Source organism: Thermosynechococcus sp. GLH187, assembly GCF_031583395.1.
Lineage (GTDB): Bacteria > Cyanobacteriota > Cyanobacteriia > Thermosynechococcales > Thermosynechococcaceae > Thermosynechococcus.
Genome location: NZ_CP134175.1, coordinates 776,801 through 790,255, shown reverse-complemented (window position 1 = coordinate 790,255; position 13,455 = coordinate 776,801). Strand labels below are relative to the sequence as shown.

13 protein-coding genes are annotated in these 13,455 nt (G+C 53.2%); 12 read left to right on the top strand and 1 reads right to left on the bottom strand.

Annotation, left to right across the window (positions count from 1 at the left end):
* Nucleotides 1–142: 142 nt before the first annotated feature.
* Together RHI63_RS03625 and RHI63_RS03620 are read left to right on the top strand one after the other, a co-directional pair.
* Nucleotides 143–496 carry a DUF1830 domain-containing protein gene (locus tag RHI63_RS03625; protein ID WP_302678877.1) on the top strand — a complete coding sequence of 118 codons (354 nt, stop codon included), beginning with the start codon at nt 143–145 and terminating at the stop codon, nt 494–496.
* On the top strand, nt 493–1,170 hold the full coding sequence (locus tag RHI63_RS03620; protein WP_225901643.1) for a RibD family protein: 678 nt from the start codon (nt 493–495) through the stop codon (nt 1,168–1,170). The genes RHI63_RS03625 and RHI63_RS03620 overlap by 4 nt, the downstream gene beginning before the upstream one ends.
* A 44-nt stretch (nt 1,171–1,214) precedes the next feature.
* Here RHI63_RS03620 and RHI63_RS03615 read toward each other — a convergent pair whose 3' ends face one another.
* Entirely contained in the window at nt 1,215–1,958 is a 744-nt protein-coding gene (locus RHI63_RS03615; protein WP_206201106.1) for an HAD family hydrolase, read from the bottom strand.
* 60 nt (nt 1,959–2,018) lie between these two features.
* Here RHI63_RS03615 and RHI63_RS03610 point away from each other — a divergent pair, with 60 nt between their 5' ends.
* The 10 genes from RHI63_RS03610 to htpG all read left to right on the top strand — a co-directional run bounded on the left by RHI63_RS03610 (nt 2,019) and on the right by htpG (nt 13,448).
* Entirely contained in the window at nt 2,019–2,621 is a 603-nt protein-coding gene (locus RHI63_RS03610) for an aminodeoxychorismate/anthranilate synthase component II (protein ID WP_310438085.1), read from the top strand.
* A 52-nt stretch (nt 2,622–2,673) separates the two neighbouring features.
* Complete coding sequence (locus tag RHI63_RS03605; protein ID WP_302678872.1) at nt 2,674–3,423, top strand: MBL fold metallo-hydrolase; 750 nt, start codon at nt 2,674–2,676, stop codon at nt 3,421–3,423.
* A 59-nt stretch (nt 3,424–3,482) separates the two neighbouring features.
* The gene (locus RHI63_RS03600) at nt 3,483–4,454 is read left to right on the top strand and encodes an ABC transporter ATP-binding protein (protein WP_302678871.1); all 972 of its coding nucleotides are present in this window, start codon (nt 3,483–3,485) and stop codon (nt 4,452–4,454) included.
* A gap of 16 nt (nt 4,455–4,470) precedes the next feature.
* Nucleotides 4,471–5,274 carry an ABC transporter permease gene (locus RHI63_RS03595; RefSeq protein ID WP_190278347.1) on the top strand — a complete coding sequence of 268 codons (804 nt, stop codon included), beginning with the start codon at nt 4,471–4,473 and terminating at the stop codon, nt 5,272–5,274.
* Nucleotides 5,275–5,286: 12 nt separating this feature from the next.
* Nucleotides 5,287–6,828, top strand: coding sequence for a Gldg family protein (locus RHI63_RS03590; RefSeq protein WP_310821847.1), 1,542 nt, complete (start codon nt 5,287–5,289; stop codon nt 6,826–6,828).
* A gap of 82 nt (nt 6,829–6,910) precedes the next feature.
* Nucleotides 6,911–8,101 (top strand): chloride channel protein, encoded by a 1,191-nt coding sequence (locus RHI63_RS03585; protein ID WP_310744821.1) that lies wholly within the window; start codon nt 6,911–6,913, stop codon nt 8,099–8,101.
* 184 nt (nt 8,102–8,285) lie between these two features.
* Nucleotides 8,286–9,368, top strand: coding sequence for a photosystem II q(b) protein (gene psbA, locus RHI63_RS03580; RefSeq protein ID WP_181495653.1), 1,083 nt, complete (start codon nt 8,286–8,288; stop codon nt 9,366–9,368).
* Between the two features lie 100 nt (nt 9,369–9,468).
* On the top strand, nt 9,469–10,275 hold the full coding sequence (locus RHI63_RS03575) for a hypothetical protein (protein WP_310821846.1): 807 nt from the start codon (nt 9,469–9,471) through the stop codon (nt 10,273–10,275).
* 7 nt (nt 10,276–10,282) lie between these two features.
* The gene (gene hemW / locus RHI63_RS03570) at nt 10,283–11,482 is read left to right on the top strand and encodes a radical SAM family heme chaperone HemW (protein WP_310821845.1); all 1,200 of its coding nucleotides are present in this window, start codon (nt 10,283–10,285) and stop codon (nt 11,480–11,482) included.
* Nucleotides 11,483–11,519: 37 nt separating this feature from the next.
* Entirely contained in the window at nt 11,520–13,448 is a 1,929-nt protein-coding gene (htpG, locus tag RHI63_RS03565) for a molecular chaperone HtpG (protein ID WP_206201099.1), read from the top strand.
* Nucleotides 13,449–13,455 lie beyond the last annotated feature (7 nt).

Genomic DNA, 13,455 nt, shown 5'->3' with positions numbered 1-13,455 from the left:
TGCGCCTTTCCAACAGGGGATCACGGGAACTCAAGGAAAGGATGAACTGTCCATCCTGTAGTTGAGTTTACAACTGGATCGAATTGGCAATGTTAGGCTAACAAGGGTAAAGACACGTCCCTATAAGAAACCATTACTTCCTATGCCGCAAATCTTTGATCCCGTCCCTAGCGATAGTTGCGATCGCATCCTCTGCTGTTATGTCAACGCCACTAGCAGAATTCAGGTGGTGCGCATTACTAATATTCCCAATTGGTATTTTGAGCGAGTCGTTTTTCCAGGACAACGGCTTTTCTTTGAATCACCGCCAGCGGGACAACTGGAGGTTCACAGCGGCACCATGGCTAGTGCCCTTCTTGCCGATACGATTCCCTGTTGTAAGCTGCAAGTGCAAGAAAGGGCAGATCATGTTTTTGTCCATGATGGCAACCCCCAGCCTTGGCTACAGTGGTATGATGAGTCCGCTGCAGCAACGGAAAAAGTGATGCTCCATTGAGTCAACCCAATAGTTATCGCCCCTACACCATTGCAGTTTTGGCCAGTAGTTTAGATGGCCGCCTTGCTCGTGCCGATGCTTTGGGTCAGCGCATTGCCTCGGCCTATGACTTTCAGCACCTTGAACAGCAGGTGGCACAGGTGGATGCGGTACTCTTTGGGGCGACAACATTGCGTTTGGGGGGGACAGCGATGCGCCTTCAGTCTCCCCATCTGATTGCTGAGCGTGAGCACCAAGGGCGATCGCCCCAACCGCTGCAAATTGTCTGCTCTGCCCGTGGTGAATTAGACTTCAATCTTCCCTTCTTTCGCCAGCCGATTCGCCGTGCCTTACTGACCACCGAGAAAGGCGCCAGCCGCTGGCAAGGATCCACTGCCTTTGATCACTGTTGGTCTGCTGGAGTGGCGGAGATTGACTGGCCACAGGCGTTTAGGCACATTCAAGGGGCTGGTGTACAAACCTTGGCCGTGTTGGGAGGAGGACAGCTTTTCGCCTCCCTGTTGCAGATGGCTGCCATTGACGAATTGTGGTTGACCCTCTGCCCCCTCCTCCTAGGGTCGGTAGCGCCTAGCCTCTATCCAGAGGAGATTGCCTTCTCAGGGAGGTTGACGCTCCTGAATGTCTTGCCTGTGGGCAATGAGGTTTATCTGCACTACCGCCTTAATTATGCTTGACTCATTGCGAGTAACCCTCAATCACCACTGAGTCTAATTAGTTCTCAGTCAGCACTAATCTGCATCTCCAAGGGTGAGGCAAGGATGCAATCACAGTAATTGAGCACTGGTGGCCGATGCCAACCCCACGTAACACCAATGCTGCCCGCTGCACCCCCCCGCTGTGCCATGAGGCCATCACTATCGGCATCGCCAATAACCACGGTTTGATCGGGTCGCACCCCAAGGCGATCGCACACCCTCAGGAGTACCTGCGGATCGGGCTTCGTGGGTGGCTCATCTCCCCCCTGCCAGCATTGGAAAAAGGGCTTCAGGTGATAGGTGTCTAAAAAAGCCTCGATTTCCGACCTGCGATCGCCAGAAATAATCGCCAAGGCACAGTTCATTCCATGCAACTGTTGTACCAATTCAATCACCCTCGGCAGGGGAGGGGTTAACGCTGCTTTGGTTGTAAATTTTAGCTCTGCTGCTTCAAAGGCGGTGCTCACCAGCTCTAGGGCGGCAATCCATGAAACCCCTTGGCTGGCAACAAGGGCTGCTGCGGCAATCAGATTCTCCTGCCGTGTTCCTACAGCTTGCAATCCCCCTGCATCCAAGTGCTCCCCCCTCACACCAAAGGCTTGGAGCAACAATTGCTTGAGATTGGGGAAATGATCAGCAACTGCCGCAGCGCGGGCGATCGCCAGCTCTTTCAAGTACTCAGCAACATCTGCTAATGTGCCATCTTTATCAAAGATCACCGCTGCCACAGGTTCAAAAGCGTGTCCGCGACAGGAGAGCCGTACCATTCAGAAAACCTCTGGGTAGTAGGATCATAAAGAATAAAAACGATAGAGGACGTTGCCCCCTTGCTTATCGTTATTGATAACTACGACAGCTTCACCTACAACCTTGTGCAGTACCTAGGAGAGCTAGCGCAGGAGTTCCCAGTTGCTGCGGATCTGCGCGTCTTTCGCAACGACAAGATCACCCTCGATGAGATCGCTGCCCTCGCCCCTGCAGGTATTGTGATTTCTCCTGGTCCGGGTCGCCCTGCGGACGCTGGAATTTCTAAAGCCCTGATCCGCACCTATGCTGGCACACTACCCATCTTGGGGGTTTGCTTGGGACATCAAGCGATTGGTGAAGTTTTTGGCGGCACGGTGACGCTCGCACCAACCCTCATGCACGGCAAAACGTCAGAAATTTACCACAGTGGTGTGGGGGTGTTCCAAAATTTGCCCCAACCCTTTACCGCAACCCGCTACCACAGCCTTGTTATTGATCGTGACAGTTGCCCTGATCTATTGGAAATTACGGCTTGGACAGAGGATGGCCTGATTATGGGGGTGCGCCACCGCCACTATCCGACGCTGGAAGGGGTGCAATTCCATCCGGAGAGCATTCTCACCACCTGCGGCAAAGACCTGCTACGGAACTTTTTGCGACGGCTGTCCAGTCCATCATTGTGAGCCAGCCACTTTTCGGTACACTGAGCTGGAAATAGGAGTGTGGGGAGAGAAAATGGAACGGCGGCAGTTCTTGCGTTGGGCACAAATTGGGGCGATCGCCAGCCTGAGTGGACACTGGGCAGCCCATGCCCAAGGGGGGGGTCTCTCTCTGCAATGGTTTGGCCACACCTGCTTTCTCTTCACCGGCAGTGGTCAGCGGGTACTGGTGAATCCCTTCCGTCCCATTGGTTGCACCAAAGGATTGCGGCCTCCCCGTGTCACTGCGGATATTGTCATGATTAGCAGTCGCCTCCTGGACGAGGGTTACATCGAAGGCTTACCCGGTCGGCCTAAACTGCTTTTTCAACCCGGTTCCTATAAAGTCAATGGTTTGAGTATTCAGGGCATCCGCACCAGTCATGATCGCGTCGGTGGCTTGCGCTTTGGCGTCAACGTGGTTTGGCGCTGGCAGCAGGGGGGCATCAATCTTTTGCATATGGGCGGCATTGCCATGCCGATCACGATTGAACAACGCATTCTCATGGGACGGCCTGATGTGATGATTGTGCCAGTGGGAGGAAGTGACAAAGCCTATAGGGCTGAGGAGGCCAAGGCAGCCATTGAAGTTTTGCAACCCCGTTTGGTCATTCCTTCCCACTATCGCACGGCAGCGGCTGACCCCAATAATTGTGATCTGACGGGGCTAGAGGACTTTTTGAAAGTTATGGAGGGAACCCCGGTTCGCCGCAGTGGGGGTGCCTCCCTCAGTCTATCGGCAGCCAATCTGCCCCAAAATACCACTATCCAAGTCCTCAGTATTTGATGAGGAAAACGGCTATATTGTGTGTCAATGTTTCCCGTAGAACGAGTTGAGGAAACGCCATGATTCAGGTCGAACACCTGACCAAGGTTTACGGTACAACCGTCGCGCTGCGGGATGTCAGCTTTTCAGCGGCCAGTGGTGAGATTCTCGGTCTCCTTGGCCCCAATGGCGCAGGCAAAACCACCACAATGCGGATTTTGGCGGGGTATCTACCGGCAACGAGTGGCACAGCATCTATTGCAGGCTATGAAGTCCACACGAATCCGATGGCGGTGCGGCAGCGCATTGGCTATCTGCCAGAAAATCCCCCCCTCTATACGGAAATGACGGTGGCGGGCTATTTGCACTTTGTGGCTCGCATCAAGGGCGTCAGTGCGGGCGATCGCCCCCAGCGGGTGGAATATGCCCTCAAAAGCTGCGGCCTCTGGGATCGGCAACGCACCATTATTCGCAAACTCTCGAAGGGTTATCGGCAGCGGGTCGGCATTGCCCAAGCGATCGTTCATGATCCGCCAGCCATCATTCTGGATGAACCCACGGTGGGTCTCGATCCGCGGCAAATTATTGAGGTGCGCAACCTGATTAAAAACTTGGCGGGACAGCATACAGTGATCCTTTCTACCCATATTTTGGCGGAAGTGAGCATGACCTGCGATCGCGCCGTGATTATCAATAAAGGCGAAGTGGCGGGCATTGGCCAACTGGATGAACTGCTGCAACGCCTCAGCAGTAGCTACACCTATGACCTCGAACTCGTGGGCGATCGCGCCGCTATTGAATCCCTCCTCCAACAGTTGCCTGCTCTGCAACAGATCACATGGGGCAATAGCACTCCCCAAGGGCGACAGCAACTTCAGGTCAGTAGTCCTTCAGAAATCGGTGCCGATCTCGCCAGTCTCCTTGTCCAAAATGGGGTGCAACTCTTTGAAATGCGCCGCTCCCGTGCCAACCTAGAGGAGGTGTTCTTGAAGCTAACGACCGATGAACCCACCGCAGAACCCAGCGATACCACCGAAGAAGCCCGTGCTTAGCGTTTCCCTCCACGGGCTGCGTGTCCTCCTTGCTAACATTCTTGCCATCTATCGCCGCGAACTCCAGAGTTACTTTAGTGCCCCCTTCTACTATGTGATTGCCGGGGTGTTCTGGCTGCTCAGCGGCCTGTTTTTCCTCGTTGTGATGACGACAATTATTAGCCAAGTGGCTCAGCAGGATTTGCTGCAACAACAGTTTGGGGCGCCGAGCCAAGCCATTGACGTTCCCAAGCTCATCCTCGAAAGTTTCCTTGGACTCCTCGGCTCCATTTCCCAAGTCATTTTGCCCATGCTCTCGATGGGACTGTACACCGAAGAACGCAAACGCGGCACCCTCGAACTTTTAGCCACCTCACCGATTACGAACTGGTGTGTGGCAACGGGTAAACTCTTGGCAGTGCTCACGTTTTATACCACGCTGTTGCTGCCCGTGATTGTCTATCAGTTTGTGGCGCTCCAGCAGAGTACGCCCCCCCTCTCCCCTTGGCTCATTCTGGCGGGCAATGGCGGATTGATTCTTTTAGCAGCAGCCATTCTCTCCTTGGGGATGTTTCTCTCATCGTTGACGGATAGCACGATCTTGGCGGCCATTTTGGGATTTGCGGTGTTGCTGATTCTTTGGGTGCTGGATGTCTTGGCTAAAAATACCGGCGGGAATCTCAGTGATATCCTCACCTACGTCTCACCCCTAGAGCACTTTACCAACCTGACACGGGGAATTTTTCGCAGCAGTAGTCTTGTTGTCTTTGGTAGTTATATTTTCCTCGGCATTTTCCTCACGGCACAGTCCATTGATGCCTTTCGTTACCAGCGCAATTAGGGGGTACCGGTCATGAAACGCTTTGCCCTAGGCTCACCCGAACAATTGACCACGGTATTGCTGTGGGCGGCGCCACTTTTGATCATTGCTGGCTTGAGTGCTGGCATCGTCACCAATCGCTGGAATTGGTTACCCTTGAGCCTTTTAGCTTTGGGGGGGATTGCCCTACTGCTGTGGCTGATCCAGCAAAGTCGTGTCTCCACAGGGTTTTGGGGGCGGCGTTCCACCCAAACCAGTACGAATGCCATCCTGACTGTGATTGCGGTGATTGCTCTATTGGGCATCGTCAATTTTTTGGCCGATCGCTACAGTGTTGAAATCGATCTCACCGAAAACCGTGCCTTTACCCTAGCGGCAGAAACCCGTGATGTTCTGCAAACTTTGGATCAGCCGGTGCGGGTATTGGTGTTTGATGCCAATGCTGCCAGTCGCGATCGCCTGTTGCTGGAACAGTACCGCCGTCAGGCCAACAACCAGTTTTCATTTGAGTTCATTGACCCCCAAGAGCAACCCGCCCTTGCTAAAAAGTACAACGTGACTCAAGTGGGGCAAGTGATTGTTGTGGCGGGCGAGAAAACGCAGCGCATTGATGAAGACCTTTCCGAAAGTAACCTCACCCCTGCCCTGATTCGGGTGACGAGCGATCGCACGATCCGTGCCTATTTCACTACGGGGCACAATGAACTTCCCCTCACAGGTGGCTCCGCCAGTCTCAGTGAAGTGGCTAAACTCCTCGAACAGCGAGATGTGGAACTCCTGCCCCTGAATTTGCTGGAGAAGGGCAAAATTCCTGAGGATGCGAATGTCATTGTGGTCGCTGGACCGCGGCAACCCTTTTTGCGTCTGGAGCAGGATCTGCTCAAGGCGTACCTGAATCGGGGTGGTAGCCTTTTGCTAATGCTCGATGTCGATGTCAACGCCGGTCTGGATGATTTACTGAAAAACTGGGGACTCACCCTCGATAATCGCTGGGTGATTGACGGCTCTGGTGTGGGTCAACAGGTGGGACTCGGTCCCGATACGATTATTGTCACCACCTATGGCAATCACCCGATTACTCAACGCTTTGCCCAAGGTCCGAGTGTCTTTCCCCGCGCGCAAGCCATTCGCATTGATCCTGTGAAGGATGATGACATTGTGGAAATTGCCCTCTCGGGCCCGCAAACTTGGGCGGAAACCGACTGGCAGTCGGGCAACCTTGAATTCACTGAAGGTGTAGATACCAAAGGGCCGCTGCCGATTGGTGTAGCGATTACCCGTCAGTTGAGTGATAACCCACCGAAGGAAGCCCGCTTGGTGGTCTTTGGGGATTCGGAATTCGCCACCGATGGTGTGATTGCCTACCAAGGGATTAATAGTGATCTCTTTGTCAATTCCGTGCTCTGGTTGGGCGATCGCGACCAAAAGGCACTCTCGATTCGTCCGCGCGAAACCACCAATCGCCGCCTGCAACTCAATGTCACCACCAGTCGCTGGCTAGAGATTATCAGTGTCTTTCTGCTGCCCCTTGTCGGGTTTGGCTCAGCCGTTTTTGTCTGGTGGCGGCGCCGCTAACTCTTCTTCTATGGCCAGAGCCTCCTGCCCTTACTCTTGTTTGCTCCTGTATGCCCTAATCGTTGGTCTGCTTGGTGGCTGCGTGGCCACGGCTTTTTATCTCGCTCTTAAGCTGGGGTTTGCGCTGTTGTGGGGGACTGATCCTAGCCAAGTGAGCATTGGCACGTGGGCGCACCTCTATCCTTACATGCCGCTTTTGACGGCCTTTGGTGGCTTGTTGGTGGGCTTATCGGTCAAATTCTTGGGGGCAACGGAGGGACTCGCGGATGCGATCGCAGAGTTACACCACGAGGGTCGGTTAAGTTATCGCTTTCTACCGGGTATGGCATTGGCTTCTAGCCTATCTTTGCTGTTTGGCAGTAGTGCTGGCCCTGAAAGTCCCATGATTGATATCAATGGCGGCTTGGGCAGTTGGTTCGCGGAGCGTTTGCATCTACCCCCAGAGAGCACCCGTATTCTCACCCTCTGCGGTATGGCAGCGGGCATGGGCGTGTTTTTTGAGTCCCCCCTCGGCGCCACACTGTTTGTTTTGGAAGTCCCCCATCGCCGCAGTGTGGAGTTTTATGAGGCAATCATTCCAGCCCTGATTTCTGCGGCTGCTGGGTTTACCCTTTTTCGGGTCATTACAGGCACAACCATTGGTGGCATTTATCGGTTCCCTGCCTACGATACGCTGCGTCCTGAGGATATTGGCTTTGCAGTGTTGCTCGGCATCATTGGTGCGGCGGTGGGAACACTCTTTATCCTTGTAGATCGGCAGATTCAACGCTGGCTGAACCCCTATCGACAATATCCTCTTGTCTTAATTGTGGCGGTGGGTTTTCTGATTGGTTTGATTGCCCTGATTCATCCGATCACCCTGTTCTACGGTGAGCGGCAAATTGAACAAGTCATCCAAGTGGTCAACCGCTACAGCATTGGCATTCTGCTGAGCGTCGCTTTCTTTAAGCTGGTTGCCCTGAGTCTCTGTCTGCGGGGGGGCTTCCGTGGGGGGGTCGTCTTTCCCCTATTTTTTGTAGGTGCTTGTGTGGGCATGGCCGTACATGAGGCACTCCCGAATACACCCTTGAGTGTGGCCTTGGCTGGCATGATGGCGGCAATCACGGTGGTGGTGACCAAAACACCTTTGGGGCTGGCGGTGATTCTGACGGTGATTTCCCATACATCAATGCTGCCCTTGATTACGATCGCCACCTTAACCAGTTATCTATTGACCTTACCCATTGCTTGGATTCCCAGCCAGCGATCGCGCGAGGACACCCCTGATCCCTGAGAAATTATTAACAGAATATAAAATTTAGACACAACCCTTTACATTTTCCTGAGAGATTGGTTAATATAAGGTTACATTCCGTTGCACAACACCAGCGGGTGCTCCTAAGGTCTCTCAGGGACTCGATTTGGGAGTGTAAACGGTTTGTAACATTCATTCATCTTGTTCAACAGGACTTATCACTATGACGACTGTTTTACAACGTCGCGAGCAACTGAACCTGTGGGAGCAATTTTGTAGCTGGGTTACCAGCACCAACAACCGCCTCTATGTGGGCTGGTTCGGTGTGTTGATGATCCCCACTCTGCTCGCTGCTACCATCTGCTTCGTGATTGCTTTCATCGCTGCTCCCCCTGTGGACATCGATGGCATCCGTGAGCCTGTCGCTGGCTCCTTGATCTATGGCAACAACATCATCACTGGTGCGGTTGTCCCCTCCAGCAACGCCATTGGCTTGCACTTCTACCCCATTTGGGAAGCTGCTTCCCTTGATGAGTGGCTCTACAACGGTGGCCCTTACCAACTGATCATCTTCCACTTCTTGATCGGTGTCTTCTGCTACATGGGTCGTGAGTGGGAACTCAGCTACCGCCTCGGTATGCGTCCTTGGATCTGCGTGGCCTACTCCGCTCCTGTGGCTGCCGCTACCGCTGTGTTCTTGATCTACCCCATTGGTCAAGGCAGCTTCTCCGATGGTATGCCCCTCGGTATTTCTGGTACCTTTAACTTCATGCTGGTGTTCCAAGCGGAGCACAACATCCTGATGCACCCCTTCCACCAACTGGGTGTGGCTGGTGTCTTTGGTGGTGCTCTGTTCTCCGCCATGCACGGTTCTCTGGTGACCTCCAGCTTGATCCGTGAAACCACCGAAACCGAGTCTCAAAACTACGGTTACAAATTCGGTCAAGAGGAAGAAACCTACAACATTGTGGCTGCCCACGGTTACTTTGGTCGCTTGATCTTCCAATACGCCAGCTTCAACAACAGCCGTGCGCTGCACTTCTTCCTCGCCGCTTGGCCGGTGATCGGTATCTGGTTCACCGCTCTGGGTATCAGCACGATGGCCTTCAACCTCAACGGTTTCAACTTCAACCACTCCGTTGTGGATGCTCAAGGCAACGTGATCAACACCTGGGCTGACATCATCAACCGTGCCAACTTGGGTATGGAAGTGATGCACGAGCGCAATGCTCACAACTTCCCCCTCGACTTGGCCAGCGCTGAGTCTGCTCCTGTGGCCATGATTGCTCCTAGCATCAACGGCTAATTCCTAGAGCAACGCTAACTAGCGTTTAGTTAAAGGAACCGCCTCTTCATCGGGGGCGGTCTTTTTTTATGATGATGGTCAAAGGGTAGAGACTTTGTTAATGAATGGTTGGACATCCCTCTTGGCAGTGGCAGTGCCTCTTGTGGTGCAAGCAGCAACACCAGCTCCAGAGATCATTACGCGGGCGATCGCGATCGCTGCCGAGCAGTTTGGTGAGGAACCAGAGCAAATTAGCGTGGTTCAAGTTCAGCCCAAAGTTTGGTCTGATGGCTGTTTGGGCTTGGGGGGATTGCGGGTGGATTGTGCTGAGCGTTTAACCCCCGGTTGGGAAATTACCCTGACAAATCCCAAGGCGCCTTACCCCCAGCAGTGGGTCTATCGCAGCAATCACAGTGGTTCCCTGATTCTTTGGGATGCCGCTGGCAGTCGGATGATGGGTACCCTGATTCAGCGCCCCCAACGCCTGAGTCTAGAGGAGTTACCACCCCCCCTTCCTGAGGGCGTGAGTTTTCGCGTGATTCGGCAAAGTGATGCCTTTGGAAATCGTTCACCCTCAACAACAACGACACTGCTTTATAACGATGGTCGGATTGTGCAGCAAACCACCAATGCTCGCGGGGAAACCCTCAGCCGCACCCTACGCACAGTGACACCTGCTCAAGTCAGTCAATTTAATCAATGGTTGAGCGATCGCCGCTTTGAGCGCTTCAATGGCTTTGACTTTGTACCCACACCCCTAGAGCGACCGGTGCCTATTCATCTCGTCTCGACCCCCACCGCAACGGTGCGCTTTGCTGAAGCCAATGAATACCGCCTTGCCTCTGATTTGGTCGCTGTTTTGCGGGCATGGGAGTTATTGGTTGCCAAAGGTCGGCTGCCTGACCAGATTTCATCACAAACCAGTTAAGAAAACAATGACTAGAGCCGCATACATTCATCTGCCCTTTTGTCGGCGCCGCTGCTTCTACTGTGACTTTCCGATTACGGTAGTGGGAGATTCTCCGACGCTGGCAGAGTCACTTATCCAAGAGTATGTGGCTGCACTCTGTCAAGAAATTGCCCACACCCCTGCTGAGCCGCCACCACTCCAAACGATTTTTTTTGGGGGGGGAACACCGTCTCTAGTCCCGCCTCAATACATTGGCCAACTGCTGGAAGCCCTTGATCGCCAAATAGGCATTGCCCAAGGGGCAGAAATTTCTATGGAAATGGATCCGGGAACCTTTGACTTAAAACAATTGCAGGGCTATCTCAAAGTAGGGGTGAATCGCGTCAGCTTGGGTGTACAGGCCTTTGACGATGAGCTATTGCGGGTATGTGGCCGTAGTCACGATGTGGCCGATGTTGAGCAGGCAGTTGCGATGCTTCATAGGGCGGGGGTAGCAAACTGGAGCATGGATCTCATTTCAGGCTTGCCGCAACAATCCTTAGCAGATTGGCAGTTCTCCCTCGAGCAAGCGATCGCCCTCAACCCTGCCCATCTATCCATCTACGACCTGATCATTGAACCCAAAACCGTCTTTAGCAAACGCTATCAACCCGAAGCAGACCCCCTACCCACTCAAGAGCAAGCCGCTGCCGCCTACTGCCTTACCCACAAGAGGCTAACAGCAGCAGGGTATGAGCACTATGAAATTTCCAATTATGCCCGACCGGGGTTTGCCTGTCGTCACAATCAAGTGTATTGGCGCAATCAACCCTACTATGGCTTTGGCATGGGCGCCACCAGTTATCTCGGGCATCGTCGCCTCAGCCGTCCGCGTACCCGCCGTGAATACTATCAATGGCTGCAAAGTTTACCCGAGAGCCTCAATCAAGTCAGTCCAGATGCCCAGTGGGATCGCTGGTTGGAAACCCTGATGCTGGGCTTGCGCCTCAGGGATGGCCTCTCTTTAACTGCTCTGGCGGATGAATTTCCGATGTCGTGGGTTGAAGCCCTACAAGCAGCAGCGGCAAACATGTCTCCAGAGACACTTTCTTTGACGGGCGATCGCCTGCACTTGACCCAGCCAGAAGGATTTCTGATGGCCAATACCGTCATTGTCACTCTTTGGGAGGCGATGGAGAGATCGGTTTTCCACCAACAGCAAGGGCAACCCCTACCGATACACTAGAGGTTGTCTGACCAAGAATACACTCACGGGAAGCATCATGTTGGAACAGGGAACCATTTCAATCCATACTGAGAACATTTTTCCAATCATTAAAAAGTGGCTCTACTCCGATCATGAGATTTTCCTGCGGGAACTGGTCTCCAATGCGGTAGATGCAATCCAAAAACTGCGGATGGTGGCACGTTCTGGGGAATATAGCGGCGATGTGGATCACCCGGAAGTGACGATCACGATTGACAAAGAAAACAAAAAGCTGGCGATCGCCGACAACGGCATTGGCATGACCGCCGAGGAAGTCAAAAAATACATTACCCAAGTGGCCTTTTCCAGTGCCGAAGAATTCGTTCAAAAGTACAAAGGGGAAGGGGAAGACGCAATCATTGGTCACTTTGGCCTTGGCTTTTACTCCGCCTTCATGGTCTCAGAACGGGTGGAAATTGATACCCTCTCCTACCGCGAAGGTGCCGTCCCCGTGCATTGGACCTGTGATGGTTCCACTGAATTTACCCTCTCCGATGGTCAGCGCACCAGTGTTGGGACAACCGTCACCCTAACCCTGCAAGAGGGTGAGTTGGAGTACCTAGAACCCGGCCGCATTCGTGAATTGGTGCGCAAATACTGTGACTTTTTGCCGGTGCCAATTAAGCTAGAGGGTGAGCAAATTAATAAACAAATTGCCCCTTGGAAGAGTTCTCCCAATAGCCTCAGCAAAGAAGACTATCTCGAGTTTTACCGCTATCTCTATCCCTTTCAAGAAGACCCGCTGCTTTGGGTTCACCTCAATACCGACTATCCCTTTGTGGTCAATGGCATTCTCTACTTTCCCAAACTGCGCCCCGATATTGATGTCACCAAAGGGCAAATTAAGCTCTACTGCAACCAAGTCTTTGTCAGCGATAACTGCGAAGAGGTGATCCCGCGCTTTTTGCTGCCTTTGCGGGGGGTCATTGACAGCAGCGACATTCCCCTGAATGTGTCCCGCAGTTTCCTGCAAAACGATCGCACGGTGCGCAAAATTGCCGACTACATTGCCAAAAAGGTGGGCGATCGCCTGAAGGAGCTATACCGCGAAGACCCGGCGGCCTACGTACGCTCGTGGCAAGACTTGGGCACCTTTGTCAAATTCGGTTCCATCAACGATGAGAAGTTCAAAAAGCAGGTGGAAGATATTCTCATCTACCGCACCACGGCCGAACTCATCTCCAAAGAGAGCGAGGATGTCTGGGCCAGTGAGGGGGGCATCCAAGTGGATGGCAAAACCTACACCACCCTCAAGGAGTACCTCGAGCGCAACCAAGAGCGCCAAGGCAAGCGCGTCTATTACTGCACCGATGAGGTGAACCAAGCCACCTACGTGCAACTGCTTAAAAGCCAAGGGATTGAAGTCCTGTTTATGGACAGTTTCATTGATACCCACTTTGTGCCGTGGCTGGAGCAAAATTACCGCGATGTCAAGTTTCTGCGGGTGGACGCTGAACTGGATGACACCCTGATTGACAAGAGCAAAGAGAGCGAAATCATTGACCCAGCTACCAACAAAACCCGCAGTGAGCAGATCAAGGCGCTCTTTGAATCTGTGCTGAAAAAGCCGAAACTGACCATTCGCACCGAGGCCCTCAAGGCCGATGCCCCCCCGGCAATGATCCTGTTGCCCGAAACCAGTCGGCGGATGCAGGAGATGATGGCGATGATGCAGCAGCAACCCAATGCGCAGTTGCCAGAGGAGCATATCTTGGTTGTCAATACCGCCCATCCCTTGGTGCAAAATCTCCTCAGCCTCAACCAAGGCACGATTATTCAAACCAGCGGCACCTCAGAAACGGGTGCATTGGTCGAAAAGCTGTGTCAGTATATCTACGATTTGGCTCTATTGTCACAGCGGGGCTTTGATGCCAATGGTATGCAGCAATTTACAGAGCGTGCCAGTCAAGTTCTGACCCAACTGACCACTATGGCCACGCGCTAACGTTTGC

Coding starts and splice junctions, on each gene's coding strand:
- RHI63_RS03625 (WP_302678877.1), top strand. CDS start 143: ATGCCGCAAATCTTTGATCCCGTCCCTAGCGATAGTTGCGATCGCATC.
- RHI63_RS03615 (WP_206201106.1), bottom strand. CDS start 1,958: ATGGTACGGCTCTCCTGTCGCGGACACGCTTTTGAACCTGTGGCAGCG.
- RHI63_RS03605 (WP_302678872.1), top strand. CDS start 2,674: ATGGAACGGCGGCAGTTCTTGCGTTGGGCACAAATTGGGGCGATCGCC.
- RHI63_RS03600 (WP_302678871.1), top strand. CDS start 3,483: ATGATTCAGGTCGAACACCTGACCAAGGTTTACGGTACAACCGTCGCG.
- RHI63_RS03590 (WP_310821847.1), top strand. CDS start 5,287: ATGAAACGCTTTGCCCTAGGCTCACCCGAACAATTGACCACGGTATTG.
- psbA (WP_181495653.1), top strand. CDS start 8,286: ATGACGACTGTTTTACAACGTCGCGAGCAACTGAACCTGTGGGAGCAA.
- RHI63_RS03575 (WP_310821846.1), top strand. CDS start 9,469: ATGAATGGTTGGACATCCCTCTTGGCAGTGGCAGTGCCTCTTGTGGTG.
- hemW (WP_310821845.1), top strand. CDS start 10,283: ATGACTAGAGCCGCATACATTCATCTGCCCTTTTGTCGGCGCCGCTGC.
- htpG (WP_206201099.1), top strand. CDS start 11,520: ATGTTGGAACAGGGAACCATTTCAATCCATACTGAGAACATTTTTCCA.